Below are 19,109 nucleotides of genomic sequence, written 5' to 3' on the forward strand. Positions count from 1 at the left end.
GCTGGATCTGCGAAAACCAAGTGTTCGCCGCGAAATTATTCATGTAATCTCTTGGGTGCATGTTCTATAATCATGTTTTATCGGTATTATTTTTCACCAAGATATATTAGGTCTGCTGTGATGGAAGAAAAAACTGTTCGTGGCTTGCGTGAAATCGCCGTTTTGGTTTTTTTTGCCTTCGGCCTGTTTTTTTTAATCGCCTTGGCGACTTTCAGCCTGGACGACGCCGGCTGGACCCATAGCGGGACGGCCAAGGCGATCGCGAATGCCTGCGGCGTGTTCGGCGCCTGGCTGGCGGATGTGAGTTTCAGCTTTTTCGGCCTCTTGGCCTATCCCCTCCCGCTGCTTATTTTCTGGGCCGGCTACAGGCTGCATAAACTGCAGGAGGCTCCCAAGATCCTTCCCATGGCCGTAAATACGGCCGGCATCTTTGCCACGATCGTTTCGGCGACGGCATTGCTGAATCTTTATTTACTGCGTCCTGGCGTCGACCTGCCGAACAGCACCGGCGGAATCGTCGGCCAGGAAATCGGCAATACGCTGGTCGTTAAGCTGGGCAACTCCGGGGCTACCTTATTTTTGATGGTCGGCCTGCTCGGCGGAATTACCTTGGCGACCAAAGTTTCATGGCTGTCCGTACTGGATTTGATAGGCAAATATACCGTGTTATTGTTCAGGCTGCTGTTCGAACGAGTGGCGGGTTATAGCGAAAGAAAATTTAATATGCAGGACGAGTTTGAAGAGCCTGAAGAATTTTTCGGCTCGTTCATCGCCGATGAGCCTGAGCCGGCGCCTTTCTCTAAAAGCGAAACCGAACCGGTCAAAAAAGCCCTCGCCAAAACGTTGCCGGTTCTCGAAAGCGAAGCCGAATCGGTCAAGAAGGCGGCGGCCAAAATGTCGCCGGTTCTCGAAAAGGTACTGGCCGATGCGCAACAAGCGGTCGCCAAGCGGGTTGCGAAAAAAGCCGCCGCCGTGCGCTATCGGAACAAAGGCGCGCTGCCGTCGATCGATCTGCTGGACAACCGCGATACCCGCGTAAAAGGTTATACGCAGACCGATTTGGAGGAAATGTCCCGGCTGGTCGAGAACATCCTGCAGGATTTCAACGTCAGCGTGGAAGTCGTCGGTTTTCTGCCGGGACCCGTGATTACCCGTTTCGAACTGCAGCCGGCGCCCGGCGTGAAGGTCAGCCGGATCAGCTCCCTGTCGAAGGATCTGGCCAGAGCCTTGTCGGTGACCAGCGTCCGGATCGTCGAAGTGATTCCCGGTAAGTCGGTGATCGGTCTCGAAATTCCGAACCGCGAACGCGAAATGGTCAACCTGCAGGAGTTACTTTCTTCCGGTGCTTTCGTCAAGTCGAAGTCGAACTTGACGTTGGCAATGGGCAAGGATATTTCCGGCGCGCCGTTGGTCGCCGATCTCGGCAAAATGCCGCATGCGCTGGTCGCGGGAACCACCGGTTCGGGAAAGTCGGTCGCGATCAATACGATGATTCTGAGTATGCTTTACAAATCGACCCCGGAGCAGGTCAGGATGATCATGATCGATCCGAAGATGCTCGAATTGTCGGTCTATGAAGGCATTCCGCATTTGCTGACGCCGGTCGTCACCGATATGAAGGAAGCCAGTAACGCCCTGCGTTGGGCGGTCGCCGAAATGGAGCGGCGCTACAAGCTGATGTCGAAGATGGGCGTCAGGAATCTGGCGGGCTTCAACCAACTGGTCGCGGATGCCGATGCGCGCGGGGAAAAAATCAAGGATCCGATGTTCCAGCCGCTGAATCCGCTGGCCGAAGGCGAAGAGCCTCCAATGCTGGAGACCTTGCCGAGCATCGTGATCGTGATCGACGAATTGGCCGACATGATGATGATCGTGGGCAAGAAAGTCGAGGAGTTGATTGCGCGGCTCGCGCAAAAAGCCCGCGCGGCCGGCATTCATTTGATTCTCGCGACTCAGCGGCCTTCCGTCGATGTGTTGACCGGATTGATCAAGGCCAACGTGCCGACCCGTATTTCGTTCCAGGTCTCTTCGCGGATCGATTCCCGGACCATTCTCGACCAGGGCGGCGCGGAAGCGCTGCTCGGCAACGGCGACATGCTGTTTTTGCCGTCGGGCACCAGTATTCCGATTCGCGCGCACGGCGCCTTCGTCGACGATCATGAAGTGCACCGCGTGGTCGAGTTCTTGAAATTGACCGGACCGGCCAATTATCTCGAAGAAATCACCCGCGAGGCATCCGACACGGGCGAAGGCTACGGCGCATATGGCGGCGGGGGCGGCAATTCCGGCGATCCCGAGGCCGATGCTTTGTACGACCAGGCCGTACAGTTCGTGACCGAGACGCGCAAAGCCTCGATATCGAGCGTGCAGAGGCGTTTCAAGATCGGCTATAACCGGGCCGCGACGATGATCGAGACGATGGAAGCGGCGGGCGTGGTGAGTCCGGCAGAATCCAACGGTTCCCGCGTCGTGCTGGCGCCTGCGCCGGTCAGGGACTGACCGTGCGGTTGGCGATCGTCGGTATCCTGATTCTGACGGCTGCCACCGGCGGCGGCTGGCTGTTGGTCCGGCGGCATTCCAAAGAGCATGCGGTCCAGGTCAAGGCGGTGCTCTTCGGACTCTATTTTTGGGGTCTGGTCTTTTTGCAGTTGATCCTCGCTGCCTTGTTTTATTCCTTTCAGAAATAATCCGCTCCTTGCTCAAACCCAGGCGGAAGGGGGATTGATCTTTTGCTCGACCCCGATAATCGCTCGATTCAATGAACTCAAACGTTTTTCCGCATTGATCTGAAGACCCATCATATAGAAAATCGGCATCCAGAGAGGATTGATCAATACGCCGCCGAGCGCGCTTTTCAGCGTCCTCTTGAGGTTTTTGGCCGGATTGAACGACTCGGCCAGGGAGTCTGCGGGAACTTCGGCAAAAATCGCCGCGATCGGGCGAAGCAGTGCGATGTCCCGGCTGCTTAAGCGGGACATCGAGGCGAACAGTTTGCTCTCCATTTTCCGGTAATTCCGGTGCGCCAGGGTCACGGTAATCGCAAAGGTCAAGGCGACCAGCGGCAAGAGTACGATCGGCGGGGCAACCGGGGCAAACGTCGAGGACAGCATCACGATCCCGAGCCCCAGCATCAACAGGTCTTCGCCGTGTTCGACATCGCGGTCGATCCCCTGCACAATGGCCATCACGGGGTTGTCGAACGATGCCTGTAAGTAATGATAGTCTTGTTTCATATATACCTCCATCCAGCCGACTTGCCGATCACACCATAAAAACGAAAAAAGTCAAGCCGGCTTTTGAGAATTATACCGTTTGGCCGGCATTTGCAGAGAGGACATTTCGTCGCATCGGCTTGAATGCGCGCGGAGCCCAAAACTCCTGATGCGGCCTGCCCGGCCGCTTCGGCGATAAGCATCACGTCGATCCAAAGTTCTTGCATGTGCGATGATTCAGGCAGAATCCGCCTCTAACCCGGCGGCGGTTCCCTCGGCCGGCGCGGTGGGCTTGATGTATTTGATGTCAGGGGCTGCCGTAAGGTTCGGACTGGGGCGATCGCTACGGAACACCAGCATCCGGAGCTGATCGGTAAAATGGCGAAGCGCCACTCAGGCGAGGCGGGATTCAAGTGTTTGAATGGAATGAGCGTTATGGGTCCGATTAAGGCCAGGGGAGTGCCCGAACGGCGAGGTTGGGTTATTCGCTTCGAAACTTTTTTTTGATCAGGCGGGTACAAAAAAAGGCCGGTCAGCAATGCCGACCGGCCTTTTTCATCATCCCGTCAAGAGTGGATTATTTTGCTTTTTTGCGTTCTATGGCTTCCTTGATCACTTCTTCGGCCACGTTTTTCGGGCATGGCAGATAGTGTGAGAACTCCATTGAGAACTGGCCGCGGCCTGAAGTCATCGTGCGCAGGTCGCCGATATAGCCGAACATTTCGCTGAGCGGAACATCCGCTTTTACGCGAACACCGGTAACGCCCGGATCCTGCGATTTGATCATGCCGCGGCGACGGTTCAAGTCGCCGATCACGTCGCCGACGTTATCTGCCGGGGTGAAGACATCCACTTTCATGATCGGTTCGATCAACTGCGGCGCAGCCTTTGGAATCGATTGGCGGAACGCGGCTTTCGCGGCAATTTCGAATGCAATCGAAGACGAGTCGACCGCGTGGAAACCGCCGTCCAGCAGAGTCACTTTGAAGTCCAAGCAGGGATAGCCGGCCAGCACGCCTTGATCGAGCATGCTCTTAAAGCCTTTTTCGACCGCCGGCCAGTATTCGCGCGGCACGTTGCCGCCGGTAACGGCCGATTCGAACGCAAAGCCGCTGCCTGGTTCGCCCGGTTCGATCGCATAGCTGATCTTTGCGTATTGGCCGGAACCGCCCGATTGCTTCTTGTGCGTGTATTCGTCTTCGACGCGGCGCGTGATCGTTTCGCGGTAGGCCACCTGCGGCTTGCCGACGGTCACTTCAACCCCGTGCGTCCGTTTCAGGATGTCGACCTTGATGTCGAGGTGCAACTCGCCCATGCCTTTCAGGATCGTTTCGCCGCTTTCTTCGTCGGTTGAAACGTGGAAAGACGGATCTTCCGCGACCATTTTGCCCAGCGCGATGCCCATTTTTTCGTTGGAGCCTTTGTCTTTCGGGGTAACCGCCACCGAGATGACCGGGTCAGGGAAAACCATGGGCTCAAGCGTTGCCGGCTTGTCCGGATCGCACAAGGTATGGCCGGTCTGTACGTTTTTCAGGCCGATCAGGGCGACGATATCGCCAGCCTGGGCGGTTTCGATTTCGGTGCGGGTGTCGGCATGCATTTCGACCATCCGTCCGACCCGTTCGTTCTTGCCGGTATAGGTATTCAGCAGGGTGTCGCCTTTCTTCAGGCGGCCGGAATAAATCCGAATGAAGTTCAGCGCGCCGAAGCGGTCGTCCATGATTTTGAATACCAATGCGCGCAGCGGACGGCTCGGATCGACGATCGCAAATTCGCCGGTCGGGTTGCCTTCGATGTCGGTTTCAGGCTGCGGCTTGACTTCTGTCGGGTTCGGCAGGTAATCGACAACGCCGTCCAGGACCAGTTGCACGCCTTTGTTTTTGAAGGACGAACCGCAATAAGTCGGGAAAAACGCCATGTTGATCGTGCCTTTGCGGATGCAGCGCTTGACGGTCTCCATATCCGGCTCTTCACCTTCCAGATATTTTTCCATCGCATCGTCGTCCTGCTCGACCGCGGTTTCGATCAGCTTTTCGCGCCATTCTTCGACTTTATCCGCCATATCGGCAGGAACATCTTCGATGCGGTAGTTCATCGGGTCGCCGGAGTTGTCCCAGATCCACGCTTTGCGGGTCAGCAGGTCTACGACGCCCGAGAATTGATCTTCGATGCCGATCGGCAAAGTCATCACCAGCGGGACTGCGCCCAGCACGTCTTCGACCTGTTTGACCACGCGGAAGAAATCGGCGCCGATCCGGTCCAATTTATTGACGTAGATAAGGCGGGAGACTTTGGAGTCGTTCGCATAGCGCCAGTTGGTTTCCGATTGCGGTTCGACGCCGCCGGAACCGCAGAAAACGCCGATACCGCCGTCGAGCACTTTCAGCGAACGATATACTTCGATGGTAAAGTCGACGTGGCCCGGGGTGTCGATGATATTGAAACGATGGTCTTTCCAGAAACAGGTCGTCGCCGCGGACTGGATGGTGATGCCGCGTTCGGCTTCTTGCGCCATGAAGTCCATGGTAGATTCCCCTTCATGCACTTCGCCCAGCTTGTGGATCTTGCCGGTGAGCTTCAGGATACGCTCGGTCGTGGTGGTTTTGCCGGCATCCACGTGCGCGAATATGCCGATGTTTCTGTAAAGGCTTAAATCAGTCATGTTGTTACTCTAAATGTTGGGCATAAAAATCTTTTTGCAAAAACCGTCCCCGCGAGTATTTACTCAAGCAAATTCGACCGGAGTTTTGAACGGCGCAAAATATGACCTGCTGCCTGATGCCGTAGACCGCAGTCAGGGTAACCAAGGGTTGGACGGAACGCATCGAAGTCTGGAGGATGGAGTCACGTCGAGCGCAGGTTTCGGCAAAGGCCGGACCGGCACGCGCCCAGTTTCGATAGCCGGGTATTTTAACCTAAATTCTTTATAAAAATATATAAAAACATCAAATACGTACCGCCCGGCTTTTCGTCTTCGGCCGTTCCGGACCGGCGGACGTCAACTCGATCCCTTTTGCGATTTTGCGCCGGAGCATTTGCAATATGGGAGAATGTACGCAATAGTACCGGGGAATATGGCGATATCAAGCGAAAGTGCCCGGTAACGCGGAGGATAAAAGCGGCGGCGGTTCGGTGGTTGGATGTTAAAATACGGCCCGGATCGGTATTGCGCCGGCTACAGTCCTCCGGGCTCGTACAGCAGTATTAAGTCATATACCAATTTTAAAAACATGAGGATAGTATGCGGAATCTGAAGTTCTTACCCGCGTTGATCGGAGCGATCCTGGGAATCGCGGTCATTATCTATGTTGCCTTCTATTTCATTTTCCTCGACCTATTCGTTGATTTATGGTGGTTCCAGTCGCTGAAACAGGAGCCGTACTTCTGGCTCCGGCTGCTTTACCGGTTTTTCCTGTCGGGCGGGGTCACGCTGGCTTTTTTCCTGATTTTCTTCTTTCATTTCTGGGTTGCCTCCCGCTATCTGGGCTTGAATCCGCCCGACGAAATTCTGACCGACCTGGATAAACGCCGCCGTTTCCAGCGCTTTGCCGATGTCTTCATGAGCGGTTCGGCCAAGGTCTATACGCCCATTTCGCTGATTTTGGCCGTCTTTATCGCGATCCCGTTCTATCGGCAATGGGAGTCGGCATTACTGTATTTTTTCGGCCAGCCGTCGGGCGCCACCGATACCGTTTACGGTAACGACATCAGTTTCTATTTGTTGTCTTATCCGATTTATCTGCTGATTCAAAAAGAATTGTTGACGGCCGCGATCGTCATTTTTATCGCGGTCGGCATTTTGTATTGGCTGGAGCATATCTTCATCCCCAACCAGAACAAGGAATATCACATCGGCGCGAAGATTCATCTGACCGTGCTGATCGGCTTTGTCGTGCTGTTCGTGGTCTGGGGCTTTATGCTGGATCGGTTTGCGCTGCTTTACAACCATTCGCACGAGCCGGTTTTCTTCGGGCCGGGGTTCGTCGAAATCAATTACAAGCTGCCGCTGATCTGGCTCGGCATCTTCACCTTTGTGGCGGTCGCGATAACCGGTCTGCTGTTCATTTTCTCGAAGGAACACCGCGTTAAAGGGCCGTTTTTCATTTCGTCGGCCGCATTTCTGTTTGTGTGGTTTTTGCCGAACGTCGACTCGATTCCCGCGGCTATCCAGAAATACATCGTCAATCCGAATCCGGTCAAAGCCGAAAAACCGTTCATGCAGCATAATATCGACGCGACGCTGAACGCTTATGACCTGAGAAACATCAAGATTGTCGATCAGCGTATCAATTTGAATGCGGCCGAAGACATCGCGACCTGGAGCACGCAAAAGCGTTTCGAGAATATTCCGGTCTGGGACCGGGAATATTTGATCAACAGTTATCAGCAGCTGCAGGAGATCCGGCCCTATTACGCCTTTTTCTCGGTCGACGAAGACCGCTACTTTTTGTTAGGCCATACCCGTCAGGTAAACTTGGCGGCCCGCGAAGTGAACATCGGCAAACTGCCCGAAGCGGCGCATACGTGGGAGAACACGCATTTGCGCTATACGCACGGAAGCGGTGCGGTGGCGACACCTGCCGCCCAGGATGCCGATATTCCGCTGGTCTGGTATCTGCGCGACCTGAATCTGTACTCGCCGGTCGGATTGACCACCAAAAATCCGGATATCTATTACGGCGAGGGAAGTTACGATTATGCCGTCGTGCCGAACACGCTCAACGTGGTCGGGCTTGAGCCTGCCGATCCCAGCATCGAACGTCAGTATACAGGCGAAGGGGGGATTCCGATTCCGTCCTGGTTCCGAAAGGCGCTGTTCGCGTTTTATTTCAAAGATGAAAAGATTTTCTTTTCGATCTCGATTACCGACAAAAGCAAAATGTTAATCCGCCGGAATATCACCGAACGGATCAATGCGATGACTCCCTTTCTGCATTTGGACAAGGATCCGTATCTGGTTGTGGCCAAGGACCGCTTCTATTGGATTCAGGACGCTTACACCCTATCGAAATGGTATCCGGCTTCGAAACCGGCCGCCGATGAATATCTCGAAGGCGACCAACCTTTCAATTACATCCGTAATTCGGTCAAAATTGTCGTGGATGCCTATGACGGCGCGGTCGACTATTATATTGCCGATCCGTCGGATGTGTTGATCAACGCCTATGCGCGGGCCTATCCCAGCCTGTTCAAGAACATGGAGGAAATGCCGCTCGAACTGCAAAAACATTTACGCTATCCGCGCGACCTCTATTACATGCAGATGAAGGTATTCGCCAAGTACCATCAGACGAGACCGGAACTGTTTTACGAACAGGCCGAAACCTGGCAGTTTGCGAATGTTCGCGGTGAAGAGGTCAAGCCTTATTATCAGACCATGGATTTCGGGAACTGCAACGACAAGGAAGAATTCGTGATGATCAACCCGATGACTCCGATCAATCGAGACAACCTGAGCATGATCGGGGTCGCCAGTATTCTGGACAAAGAAGCCTGCGGCAACAGTTACAAGCCCGGCATTACGGTTTACCGCTTCCGGAAGGAAGTGCAGGTGAACGGTCCCGCCCAGGTCGAAGCGTTAATCAATCAAAATCCGGAAATCTCCGCGCAGTTTACCTTGTGGAATCAGGGCGGTTCGCGGGTCGAACTGGGGCGCATGGTGATTTTGCCGATGGGCAATACGGTGTTGTACGTGCAGCCGGTCTATCTGGTGTCGACCAAGGTCAAGATACCGGAATTGCGGAGGGTGATCGTCTCGATCGGCAATGAAGTGGTGATGGAAAAAACCCTTTGGGCGGCACTCAATCGACTGAAGCAGACGTTTATAAAAGAAGCCTCGGAAAGCAATGGGTCGGGCACCGCGGCGCCTACCGCTCAGTAAGGCGGGGCGAAGCCAATAACGGACCAGGAGCCGATTCCGGGAAATCGGGTCTCTCGCGTAGAATGGGGTTTATAAAAAGACCCGCCAGGTTTTAAAAACCTGGCGGGTCTAGGCCTTCATCAAGCGAAGCAGCAAGCTTGGCAATTCAGCGCCGCATTAATCCGCACAGCCGGTCTTCCAGTTCGAACCGCCTGGCTAGCGATTCGCCCAGCGCGGACAAATCGTCCGCCAAGTTCGTCAAGGCGGAGGCCTCGTCGGCGTTTTCGTATTTGTCGTTGAAAGAAACCGACAACTCGGTGACCTCGGAAAATTCCGGATAGATGTCGGTCGCTACCGCGATCAGGCTTTCGCGGCGTTCGGTGCCGGACAGGATTCTTTCGTACAATCCGAAATGCCCGAGCGAAACGTAGTCGACCAGCACTTCCGCAAATCGCATCAGCTTGCTCTTGACCGGTTCGACGTCGTTGAACGGCTTCAGTTCGCCGATCTGGCAATACAGGGACCACAAGTCCCGTCTTTCATGTTGCAGTTCATCGATCAGCTGAGCGGTGCGCTGTCGTCTTTCCGGCCGCGCCGGTTCTACTGTCGTCGCCATAGCGGTTTCCTCTCAAATGGATTTCCCATATTTTGCCTTAACTGTATGCCGGATGCTGCTAATCCGCAACGTTTTTTTGTAAAATCAACGGTCAGCCATGCAGTTTGTCTTTCAGCATGCGGTTGACTTCCTCGGGGCTGGCTTTCCCTTGCATCGCTTTCATGACCTGGCCGACAAAAAAGCCGAACACTTTGTCCTTGCCGCTGCGGTATTGTTCGACCTGGCCAGGATTGTCGGCGATGATCTTGTCGATGATCGCTTCGATTGCGCCGGTGTCGGTGATCTGCTTCAAGCCTTGCGTTTCGATGATTTCGTCCGCTTCGGCTTCGCCTTGCCACATCACTTCGAACACCTGCTTGGCGATCTTGCCGGAAATCGTATTGTCGTCGATCCGTTTCAGGAGTCCGGCCAGGCGCTGATAACCGACCGGCGAAGCGGCGATTTCGAGTCCCGATTTGTTCAATGCGGCCGACAGCTCGCCAGTGACCCAGTTCGCGCACAACTTCGCCTCGCAAGCCGAGGCTGCCAGCAGCGCCTCGAAATAATCGGCCGTTTCGCGTGAGGAGGTCAGAATCGTCGTGCTCTCGTCGTCGAGGCCGAACTGGTCCTTGAAGCGCTGCTTTTTCGCGTCCGGCAGTTCCGGCATCGTGGTCCGGACCTGCGCCTTGAATGCTTCGGAAATGTACACGGGCAGCAGGTCGGGATCGGGGAAGTAGCGGTAGTCGTTCGCTTCTTCCTTGCTGCGCATCGAGCGGGTCAGGTCTTTTACCGCATCGTAAAGGCGGGTTTCCTGGACGACGGCGCCGCCCGCTTCGATCAGGTCGATCTGGCGTTCGACTTCATAGTTGATCGCTTTTTCGACGAATTTGAACGAGTTGATGTTTTTCAGCTCGGCGCGGGTGCCGAACTCCTTCCGGCCCTTCGGGCGCACCGAGACGTTCGCGTCGCAGCGGAACGAACCTTCCTGCATGTTGCCGTCGCAAATGCCCAGGTAGCGCACCAGCTCGTGCAGCTTGCGCATATAAGCGACCGCTTCCTTCGCCGAACGCATGTCCGGTTCGGAGACGATTTCGAGCAGCGGCGTACCGGCCCGATTCAAATCGATCCCGGTCAGGCCGTGGAAATCCTCGTGCAGCGATTTACCCGCATCTTCTTCGAGATGTGCGCGGGTAATGCCGATCCGTTTGGTCACGCCGTCCACCTCGATGTCCAGATGGCCGTTGCCGACGATCGGCAATTCGAACTGGCTGATCTGGTAGCCTTTCGGCAGGTCCGGGTAAAAATAGTTTTTACGCGCGAACACCGAATAAGGCGCGATCTCGGCTTCGATCGCTAGGCCGAATTTGACCGCCATATTGACCGCTTCCCGGTTCAATACCGGTAAGACGCCGGGCAGGCCGAGATCGACCGCGCAGGCCTGCGTGTTCGGTTCGGCGCCGTAGGCGGTGGCGGCGCCGGAAAAAATTTTGGATTTCGTGGCAAGCTGGGTGTGAATTTCCAGGCCGATGACGGTTTCCCATTCCATTTCTTAATCTCTCTATTCGAAACCCGGCGGCGTCAGTCGATGCCATTGAGTTGCAAGCTGATATTGGTGTGCGACATTCAATAAACGGTCTTCGGCGAAATAATTGCCGATGATCTGCAGGCCGACCGGTTTGCCGGAAGCCAGTCCCGCCGGGATCGACATCGCCGGGAGGCCGGCCAGGTTGACCGCAATCGTGTAAATGTCGGACAGATACATTTCGATCGGGTTGCCGATTTTTTCGCCGATTCCGAACGCGACGGACGGCGCGACCGGTCCCATCAGCACATCGACCGACGACAGCGCGTTTTTGAAATCGTCGCTGATCAGGCGGCGGATTTTCTGCGCCTTGATGTAATAGGCATCGTAATAGCCGGCCGACAGCGCATAGGTGCCCATCAATATCCGCCGCTTGACTTCGCGCCCGAAGCCTTCGCCGCGCGAACGGGTGTAAAGGTCGGTCAGGTCGGCCGGGTTGCTGCAGCGGTAGCCGAAGCGCACGCCATCGAAGCGGGACAGGTTCGCCGAACATTCGGCCGGGGCGATTACGTAATAGGCCGGGATCGCGAGCTTCAGGTTCGGCATCGAGACCTCGACGGTTTCCGCGCCCAGTTTGCGGTACTCGGCGAGCGCGGCCTCGATCGCCGACGCGACTTCGGAAGACAGGCCCTCGCCGAAGAATTCCTTCGGCAAACCGATCTTCAGGCCGTCGAGGGGCTGCGTTAAACCGGCCCGGTAATCGGGAACCGGCCGGTCGACGCTGGTCGAGTCCTTCCCGTCGAATCCCGCCATCGATTGCAACAGAATCGCCGCATCCTCGGCCGTCCGGGCCATCGGTCCGCCTTGGTCCAGGCTGGACGCATAGGCGATCATCCCGTAACGCGACACCCGCCCGTAGGTCGGCTTCAGCCCGGTGATCCCGCAAAACGCGGCGGGCTGGCGGATCGAGCCGCCGGTATCGGTGCCGGTCACGCCCGCCGCGAGCCGGGCCGCGACCGCCGCGGCCGAACCGCCGGACGAGCCGCCCGGCACCGCGTTCAGATCCCACGGGTTTTTGACCGGGCCGTAAAAGCTGGTTTCGTTCGACGAACCCATTGCGAATTCGTCCATGTTCAGCTTGCCGAGCATCACCGCGCCGGCCTTTTGCAGCTTGGCGACCACGGTCGCATCGTACGGCGCGATGAAGTTGTCGAGCATTTTCGAGCCGCAGCTGGTCCTGATCCCATCGGTGCAGAAAATATCCTTGTGCGCGATCGGAATGCCGGTCAAAGGTTCCGCATCGCCTGCGGCAAGCCTGGCATCGGCCGCCTCGGCCTGCTTGAGCGCCAGATCTTCGGTCGCCGTAATGAAGGCATTCAATGCCTGATGCTGCCCGATTCTCTCCAAATAGGCCAGTGTCAATTCGCGGCTGGAAAACTGCCGGCTGCGGAGCCCTTCGGCCAACTCCGCGATGGTCTTGTTATACATTCCCGGTTTATCCTTTATTCAATCACTTTCGGGACCAGATACAGCCCGGCCTCGACTTGCGGCGCAATCGCCTGAAATTTTTCGCGTTCGTTCCGTTCGGTCACCCTATCGTTTCTGAGCCGTTGCTGCAGATCCAGAGGATGCGCCATCGGCGGCACATTTGCGCTGTCGACCGCGCCCATCGCGGCCATCAGTTCCAGCATGCCGGACAAATCTTCCGCGTAATGCGGCACATCCTGTTCGTCGATTCCCAGACGCGCCAGATGCGCGATTTTTTTTACTTCGTCTGCCGTTAACGACATTGAATGACTCCATGAGAAAATTTAAAATCGCGGCCGGATAAATGCAGCGTCTCGCAGAATTAGGGATGCTCATCATCATTCCCCCCGCTAGCCGCATGCGAAAAGCGCCAACAGGTATTCAGAATCCGGTCCTTGAGATATGATACTATATCTTGCTCGAATACCGGCTCGATTGATAAAGTAGTCCCATTTATTTCCCGTCAGGAACCATCCTCAATGCTATTCAAAAGAATTCGTGGAATTTTTTCCAACGATCTCTCTATCGACCTTGGAACCGCCAATACCTTGATCTATATCCCGGGGCAGGGCATTGTCCTGAACGAGCCCTCGGTCGTCGCGATCAAGGAAGACAAGATCCGCGGGGCCAAGACGATTGCGGCCGTCGGCGCGGACGCGAAACGCATGCTCGGCCGAACGCCCGGCAACATTACCGCGATCCGTCCGCTGAAGGACGGGGTTATCGCCGATTTTGCGGTCACCGAACGGATGCTGCGTTTTTTTATCGAAAAAGTGCATAAAAGTAAAATTTTGCGGCCGAGCCCGCGTATTCTGGTCTGCGTTCCTTGCGGCTCGACCCAGGTCGAGCGGCGCGCGATCCGCGAATCCGCGGCGATGGCCGGCGCGCGCGAAGTGTATCTGATCGAAGAACCGATGTCGGCGGCGATCGGCGCGGGGCTGCCGGTCGACGAAGCTTGCGGTTCGATGGTATTGGACATCGGCGGCGGAACCTCCGAAGTCGCGGTGATTTCGATCAACGGCATCGTCTATTCGTCCTCGGTCCGGATCGGCGGCGACCGTTTCGACGACGCGATCATCAATTACGTGCGCCGCAATTACGGCACGCTGATCGGCGAGGCGACCGCCGAAAAAATCAAGATGGAAATCGGTACCGCCTATCCGGGCAGCGAAGTCAAGGAAATCGAAGTAAAGGGCCGCAATCTGGCCGAAGGCGTGCCGCGCAGTTTCGCGCTGAACAGCAACGAAATTCTCGAAGCGCTGCAGGAGCCTTTGTCCGGCATCGTCAGCACCGTGAAGGCCGCGCTCGAACAGACGCCGCCCGAATTGGGCGCGGATGTCGCGAACCGGGGCATTTACCTGACCGGCGGCGGCGCGCTGCTGAAAGACATCGACCGGCTGATCGCGGAAGAAACCGGCTTGCCGGTATTCATCGCGGACGATCCGTTGACCTGCGTGGCCCGCGGCGGCGGCATGGTACTCGAAATGATGGACAAGAAAGGCGTCTCCGCGTTTTCTCTGGAATGACCGGGCTTCCTCGCTTCTGCCCGGCGTTGCGGACCGCAGTGCGGGCGGCCGGTTTCAATTCGCTGTTTGTTTAATTCGTTAAGATTATTCCCGGTCACCGGTCGGTTTGCCGCGGCCGGGGCCAATCGCAGAGGAATTTTGCCATCAAACTGTTATTCGCCACCGGCCCATCGATCCATACCCGCTTGCTGTTCGCCGTTCTCGCCTCGATTGCGCTGCTGTTCGCCGATCAGAGAACCCGGCACCTGGAATCTCTGCGCACCACGCTTTCGCTGTTGACCGACCCGATCAAATATCTGGTCGACATGCCCACCACCGTGTTCCGGCATACCGCCGATTCGGTCAGTTCGTACGCGGCCCTGAAAAAAGAAAACGAGCGCTTGCGGGAAGACCATTTGATGCAGCAAACCCGGCTGCTGAAACTCGATGTGCTCGAAAAGGAAAACATTCGCCTGCGCGCGCTGCTCGAAAACTCGTTCAAGCTCGGCGAGCAGGTGATGATCGCGGAGCTGTTGTCGGTCAAAATGGCCCCTTACGAACATATCGTGGTCGTGAACAAGGGTACCCGTTTCGGGGTGCATCCGCAGCAGCCGGTGATGGACGAAAACGGCGTGGTGGGACAGGTGTTCCGGTCTTTCCCGATGACGTCGGAAGTGATGCTGATCACCGATCCGAATCATGCGATCCCGGTGCAGGTCAACCGGAACGGGCTGCTGACGATTGCGGTCGGCAGTGGCCAGACCAATCGCCTGATCTTGCCGTTCCTGCCGAATGACGCCGACATCAAGCCCGGCGATTTATTGATCACTTCCGGGCTCGGCGGCGTATTTCCGCAAGGCTATCCGGTCGCGGTCGTCGATAAATTTACCTCGGAGTCGGACAAGCCGTTCGCGACCGTGACTGCCACGCCCAAGGCGTTTCTGGACCGCAGCCGCGAATTGATGATCGTGTGGAGCAATTCGACTCCGATTCCTTTGGTCTCCAAGCAGGCCGCCGAACAGAACCAGGTACTCCAGGATGCTCTTGAATAACAAGTACGCCTGGGGGCGTATCGTGATCACTCTAGGGTTGGCGATGGCCCTCAGAATCGTGCCGCTGCCCGGCGATTGGGCGTTCCTGAACCCGGACTGGGTGTTGTTGAGCCTGATTTACTGGTCGCTGGCGGTGCCGGAAAGGGTAGGCATTTTTTACGCCTGGTCGTTCGGGCTGTTGACCGACGTGTTGTTCGGCCGCTTGTTCGGCCAGTATGCGCTGGCCTATTCGCTGGTGATCTTTCTTTGCCTGAAGCTGCACAAACGCTTGCGCCTGTTTCCGCTGATACAGCAGACGCTGTTCATTTTTTTCTGTCTGCTATTGTCGCAGTTGCTCCTATTCTTCATCAAGAATGCGCAGCATCCCGCGCAATTGCATGCGACTTTTTGGGTGCCGATTCTGACCGGCACGTTGTGTTGGCCGCTGGTGTATACGACGTTGCGTTTCGTCCGCCTGGCCAGACGCGTCAAATAATCCGGGCCGGACCATGGACCGCGTGTTTTCGATCAAAAACGACTTGGCCGAGAATCGCCTGTTTCTGCGCCGCATCTATGTCGCCATGCTGTTTATCGGGCTGATGAGCGCGGGACTGGTCGTGCGTCTCATGTATCTGCAGATCGTCGGTCACGAACATTACGCGACGCTGGCGAAGGAAAACAGCATTAAGCTGACGCCGGTGCCCCCGACCCGGGGAATCATCTACGACCGCAACGGCAGGATTCTGGCCGAAAATACGCCGTCGTACAGTCTCGAACTGATTCCCGAGCAGATCGAGGACATGGAGGATACATTGAGACGGCTGCAGGCGTTGTTCGGTCTGCCGGACGAGAAAATCGAACAGTTCCACAGGCAGCGCAAACGCGAAAAACGCTTCAACAGCGTGGTATTGCTGCCTGCGATGACCGACGAGGAACTTGCGAAGTTCGCGGTATCGATGCCTTTTTTTCCGGGCGTCGAAATCAAGACGCACCAGGTGCGCCATTATCCGTATTACGAGCTTGCCTCGCATGTGGTCGGTTACGTCGGCCGCATCAACGAAACCGAATTGAAGGAATTGCCGATGCCAGAATACCAGGGCGCTACTCATATGGGTAAACTCGGCATCGAAAAAACGTATGAAACACAATTGCACGGCACGACCGGCTATGCGGAAATCGAAACCAACGTACAGGGCAGGGCGCTGAATACGCTGAACGAGGTCAAGCCGGTTCCTGGCGCGAACCTTTACCTGACGCTCGATATCGATCTGCAAAAAACCGCTTACGACGCGCTCGACTTTTACAATGGCGCCGTGGTCGCGATCGATATCAAAACCGGCGGCGTGCTGGTGTTCGTCAGCCGCCCCGGCTTCGATCCGAATCCATTCGTGGTCGGCATTCCATCCGAAGATTATAAGGCACTGAACGAATCGGAAAACCAGCCGCTGTACAACCGCGCATTGCGCGGCCTCTATCCTCCCGGATCGACGATCAAACCGTTCATCGCGCTGGCGGGGCTAGAATACGACAAGGTCCGCGCGCCGCAGGGTTTGTATTGTCCGGGATATTACACCTTGCCCGGCGTCGATCACCGCTACCGCGACTGGCGCAGGGGCGGCCACGGCACGGTCGACATGATCCGCGCGATTACCGAATCCTGTGACGTGTATTTTTACCGGCTGGCGCAAATGCTCGGCATTCAAAAAATGCACGACTTTCTACAGCAATTCGGTTTCGGCGAAAAAACGGGCATCGATCTTTACGGCGAGGTGGCGGGGTTGCTGCCGTCGCCTGCCTGGAAACAGGCGAAGAGAAAGCAGCGATGGTATGAGGGGGAGACGCTGATTACCGGGATCGGCCAGGGCTATCATCAGGTTACGCCTGTGCAACTGGCGCGGGCGACCGCGACGTTGGCCAACCACGGCCAGGTCGTCACTCCGTTCCTGGTCGATAAAATCGTTACGGCTCAGGGCGTCCAGAAGAGTCCGGAACAGCCCGCCCGCATCATTCCGCTGAAAGCGCAGAATCTCGATCCGATCGTGGCCGGCATGATCAACGTCGTGCACAGCGCTTCCGGCACTGCGAAACGGATCGGCTACGGCATTCCTTACCAGATTGCGGGCAAGACCGGCACGGCCCAGGTGTTCGGGATCAAACAGGGCGCCAAATACAACGAGAGCCAAATCGACTTCAAATTGCGCGATAATGCGCTGTTTGTGGCGTTCGCGCCGGCCGACGACCCGAAAATCGCGGTCGCGGTCGTCATCGAGCATGGCGGGCACGGCGGCTCGGTGGCGGCGCCGATTGCAGGCAAAGTGATCAAGCAATATTTACAAAACCTTCATGAAAACTGAGACTCGGCGCGAACATTTTCATCCTTCGTCGATGATCGGCAAATTGCTGCGCCGGATGCACATCGACATTCCGTTGTTTCTTTGCCTGTTTCTGACCGCGCTGTTGAGCTTCGTGATCCTCTACAGTTCGGGCGGTCAGGACTTCGGAGTCTTGCTGCGCCAGGCGGCGCGCGTCGGGCTCGCGTTTTGTTTGATGATCGTGCTGGCGCAGGTCAATCCGATTCAGTTCAAACGCTATTCGGCCACTCTGTTCGGGATCGGCATTTTTTTGTTGATTGCCGTGCTGATCATGGGGCAAATCGGGAAAGGCGCGCAACGCTGGCTCGATCTCGGCTTTTTCCGTTTCCAGCCGTCGGAAATGATCAAAATCACCACCCCGATGATGGTTGCCTGGTATTTGGCCGAGCACCATCTGCCGCCGAAGCCTAAACAACTGGGAATTGCCGGTTTTCTGATCATCCTGCCGACTTTGCTGATCGCCAAACAGCCCGATCTCGGGACCGCGCTGCTGGTCGCTTCGGCCGGTGCGGCGGTATTGTTCTTCGCCGGCATTTCCTACTGGTTTATCGGCGCGATCGTCGGGCTGGTCGGCGCTTCGACGCCGGTCATCTGGCATTTGATGCACGACTATCAGCGCGACCGGGTGCGGACTTTCCTGAATCCTGAAGCCGATCCCTTGGGCAGGGGCTACCATATCATCCAGTCGAAGATCGCGATCGGTTCCGGCGGCATTTACGGCAAGGGCTGGCTCGGCAGTACGCAGTCCGAGCTCGAATTTCTGCCTGAAAGCTCGACCGACTTTATTTTTGCGGTGTTCGCAGAAGAATTCGGGCTGTTCGGCTGCATCGCGCTGTTGACTCTTTATTTATTGATTATCGCGCGCAGCCTTTATATCGCCTCGCAGGCGCGCGACAGTTACAACCGTCTGCTGGCCAGCGCGCTGGCCTTTACTTTTTTTGTCTATGTGTTCGTGAACATCGGCATGGTGATCGGGATTCTGCCGGTTGTCGGGGTGCCCTTGCCCTTGATCAGCTACGGCGGTACCTCGATCGTCACACTGCTTGCCGGTTTCGGCATGCTGATGTCGATCCACACGCATCAAAAATTTTCGATTGGTTGAGGATCTGGTAGAAGATAACTTCCCGAATGTTGATTGTTTCGAAAAGCGGATGATTCACCCCCCTCTTTGAAAAAGAAGACCGCATGGGCAGCGATTTGCTCCTCGACAACCGCTCCTTGTGTTGCCCCACCTCCTGCCTCCCTGCAGTCGTGCAATCTCTGCATTCACGCCATCCCTGGCGTTCATGCGGGAGATACGAGCCCAAGGAAGGGCGAGGTAGATCGTGTCGGGAACACGCGATCGAGGATAACGCAGGAAGCCGTTACCGACGACTGCAGGGAGGCAGGTGGCAATGCAGGAGCGATTGCCGAGGGCCGGGGGAGATTGATCGAATAAATCCCCCTCGATCCCCCTTTTTCAAAGGGGGGAAGTTGTTTTTGACG

At 56.3% G+C, this 19,109-nt stretch carries 14 protein-coding genes and 1 pseudogene; 9 read left to right on the forward strand and 6 right to left on the reverse strand.

Going from position 1 to position 19,109, the window contains the following annotated elements; genetic code table 11:
* Nucleotides 1–120 precede the first annotated feature (120 nt).
* Together CC94_RS0110910 and CC94_RS0110915 are read left to right on the forward strand one after the other, a co-directional pair.
* Nucleotides 121–2,499: a DNA translocase FtsK gene (locus CC94_RS0110910; protein WP_031430845.1), complete on the forward strand. Its 2,379-nt coding sequence runs from the start codon at nucleotides 121–123 to the stop codon at nucleotides 2,497–2,499.
* A gap of 2 nt (nucleotides 2,500–2,501) precedes the next feature.
* A complete protein-coding gene (locus CC94_RS0110915) occupies nucleotides 2,502–2,687 on the forward strand; it encodes a hypothetical protein (RefSeq protein WP_031430847.1) in 186 nt (61 codons plus the stop codon).
* Nucleotides 2,688–2,699: 12 nt separating this feature from the next.
* On the opposite strand, the gene CC94_RS0110920 is transcribed toward CC94_RS0110915, so the two are convergent.
* Nucleotides 2,700–3,233: a hypothetical protein gene (locus tag CC94_RS0110920; protein ID WP_031430848.1), complete on the reverse strand. Its 534-nt coding sequence runs from the start codon at nucleotides 3,231–3,233 to the stop codon at nucleotides 2,700–2,702.
* A 202-nt stretch (nucleotides 3,234–3,435) separates the two neighbouring features.
* Here CC94_RS0110920 and CC94_RS23065 point away from each other — a divergent pair.
* Nucleotides 3,436–3,582, forward strand: a pseudogene (locus tag CC94_RS23065) (transglycosylase SLT domain-containing protein); the annotation flags it as partial.
* Between the two features lie 207 nt (nucleotides 3,583–3,789).
* On the opposite strand, the gene fusA reads toward CC94_RS23065, so the two are convergent.
* Entirely contained in the window at nucleotides 3,790–5,874 is a 2,085-nt protein-coding gene (gene fusA / locus CC94_RS0110935; protein ID WP_031430851.1) for an elongation factor G, read from the reverse strand.
* Nucleotides 5,875–6,453: 579 nt separating this feature from the next.
* Between fusA and CC94_RS0110940 the strand changes: the two genes are divergently transcribed.
* Nucleotides 6,454–9,093 carry a UPF0182 family protein gene (locus CC94_RS0110940; protein ID WP_031430852.1) on the forward strand — a complete coding sequence of 880 codons (2,640 nt, stop codon included), beginning with the start codon at nucleotides 6,454–6,456 and terminating at the stop codon, nucleotides 9,091–9,093.
* Nucleotides 9,094–9,238: 145 nt separating this feature from the next.
* On the opposite strand, the gene CC94_RS0110945 is transcribed toward CC94_RS0110940, so the two are convergent.
* The 4 genes from CC94_RS0110945 to gatC form a co-directional block, all read right to left on the reverse strand.
* Nucleotides 9,239–9,688, reverse strand: coding sequence for an Rsd/AlgQ family anti-sigma factor (locus tag CC94_RS0110945; protein WP_031430853.1), 450 nt, complete (start codon nucleotides 9,686–9,688; stop codon nucleotides 9,239–9,241).
* A gap of 91 nt (nucleotides 9,689–9,779) precedes the next feature.
* On the reverse strand, nucleotides 9,780–11,213 hold the full coding sequence (gene gatB, locus CC94_RS0110950; protein ID WP_031430854.1) for an Asp-tRNA(Asn)/Glu-tRNA(Gln) amidotransferase subunit GatB: 1,434 nt from the start codon (nucleotides 11,211–11,213) through the stop codon (nucleotides 9,780–9,782).
* 12 nt (nucleotides 11,214–11,225) lie between these two features.
* The gene (gatA, locus tag CC94_RS0110955) at nucleotides 11,226–12,677 is read right to left on the reverse strand and encodes an Asp-tRNA(Asn)/Glu-tRNA(Gln) amidotransferase subunit GatA (RefSeq protein WP_031430855.1); all 1,452 of its coding nucleotides are present in this window, start codon (nucleotides 12,675–12,677) and stop codon (nucleotides 11,226–11,228) included.
* A 14-nt stretch (nucleotides 12,678–12,691) separates the two neighbouring features.
* Complete coding sequence (gene gatC / locus CC94_RS0110960) at nucleotides 12,692–12,979, reverse strand: Asp-tRNA(Asn)/Glu-tRNA(Gln) amidotransferase subunit GatC (RefSeq protein ID WP_005369766.1); 288 nt, start codon at nucleotides 12,977–12,979, stop codon at nucleotides 12,692–12,694.
* 216 nt (nucleotides 12,980–13,195) lie between these two features.
* On the opposite strand from gatC, the gene CC94_RS0110965 reads away from it, so the two are divergent.
* From CC94_RS0110965 to rodA, 5 genes are all read left to right on the forward strand, one after another.
* Complete coding sequence (locus tag CC94_RS0110965) at nucleotides 13,196–14,242, forward strand: rod shape-determining protein (RefSeq protein WP_005369767.1); 1,047 nt, start codon at nucleotides 13,196–13,198, stop codon at nucleotides 14,240–14,242.
* A 143-nt stretch (nucleotides 14,243–14,385) separates the two neighbouring features.
* Nucleotides 14,386–15,273, forward strand: coding sequence for a rod shape-determining protein MreC (mreC, locus tag CC94_RS0110970; protein WP_169740990.1), 888 nt, complete (start codon nucleotides 14,386–14,388; stop codon nucleotides 15,271–15,273).
* The gene (mreD, locus tag CC94_RS0110975; RefSeq protein WP_005369769.1) at nucleotides 15,260–15,748 is read left to right on the forward strand and encodes a rod shape-determining protein MreD; all 489 of its coding nucleotides are present in this window, start codon (nucleotides 15,260–15,262) and stop codon (nucleotides 15,746–15,748) included. The genes mreC and mreD overlap by 14 nt, the downstream gene beginning before the upstream one ends.
* Nucleotides 15,749–15,761: 13 nt before the next feature.
* Nucleotides 15,762–17,606, forward strand: coding sequence for a penicillin-binding protein 2 (gene mrdA / locus CC94_RS0110980; RefSeq protein ID WP_005369771.1), 1,845 nt, complete (start codon nucleotides 15,762–15,764; stop codon nucleotides 17,604–17,606).
* A complete protein-coding gene (gene rodA / locus CC94_RS0110985; protein ID WP_005369775.1) occupies nucleotides 17,596–18,726 on the forward strand; it encodes a rod shape-determining protein RodA in 1,131 nt (376 codons plus the stop codon). Before mrdA ends, rodA begins: the two co-directional genes overlap by 11 nt.
* The last annotated feature ends 383 nt before the right edge of the window (nucleotides 18,727–19,109 follow it).

Origin of the sequence: Methylomicrobium agile (assembly GCF_000733855.1) — a bacterium.
Classification (GTDB): Bacteria; Pseudomonadota; Gammaproteobacteria; order Methylococcales; family Methylomonadaceae; genus Methylomicrobium; species Methylomicrobium agile.

What these genes read in the sequence shown, in the direction of transcription:
- CC94_RS0110910 (WP_031430845.1), top strand. Translation starts at nt 121, where the DNA reads ATGGAAGAAAAAACTGTTCGTGGCTTGCGTGAAATCGCCGTTTTGGTT.
- CC94_RS0110920 (WP_031430848.1), bottom strand. Translation starts at nt 3,233, where the DNA reads ATGAAACAAGACTATCATTACTTACAGGCATCGTTCGACAACCCCGTG.
- fusA (WP_031430851.1), bottom strand. Translation starts at nt 5,874, where the DNA reads ATGACTGATTTAAGCCTTTACAGAAACATCGGCATATTCGCGCACGTG.
- CC94_RS0110940 (WP_031430852.1), top strand. Translation starts at nt 6,454, where the DNA reads ATGCGGAATCTGAAGTTCTTACCCGCGTTGATCGGAGCGATCCTGGGA.
- CC94_RS0110945 (WP_031430853.1), bottom strand. Translation starts at nt 9,688, where the DNA reads ATGGCGACGACAGTAGAACCGGCGCGGCCGGAAAGACGACAGCGCACC.
- gatB (WP_031430854.1), bottom strand. Translation starts at nt 11,213, where the DNA reads ATGGAATGGGAAACCGTCATCGGCCTGGAAATTCACACCCAGCTTGCC.
- gatA (WP_031430855.1), bottom strand. Translation starts at nt 12,677, where the DNA reads ATGTATAACAAGACCATCGCGGAGTTGGCCGAAGGGCTCCGCAGCCGG.
- gatC (WP_005369766.1), bottom strand. Translation starts at nt 12,979, where the DNA reads ATGTCGTTAACGGCAGACGAAGTAAAAAAAATCGCGCATCTGGCGCGT.
- CC94_RS0110965 (WP_005369767.1), top strand. Translation starts at nt 13,196, where the DNA reads ATGCTATTCAAAAGAATTCGTGGAATTTTTTCCAACGATCTCTCTATC.
- mreD (WP_005369769.1), top strand. Translation starts at nt 15,260, where the DNA reads ATGCTCTTGAATAACAAGTACGCCTGGGGGCGTATCGTGATCACTCTA.
- mrdA (WP_005369771.1), top strand. Translation starts at nt 15,762, where the DNA reads ATGGACCGCGTGTTTTCGATCAAAAACGACTTGGCCGAGAATCGCCTG.
- rodA (WP_005369775.1), top strand. Translation starts at nt 17,596, where the DNA reads ATGAAAACTGAGACTCGGCGCGAACATTTTCATCCTTCGTCGATGATC.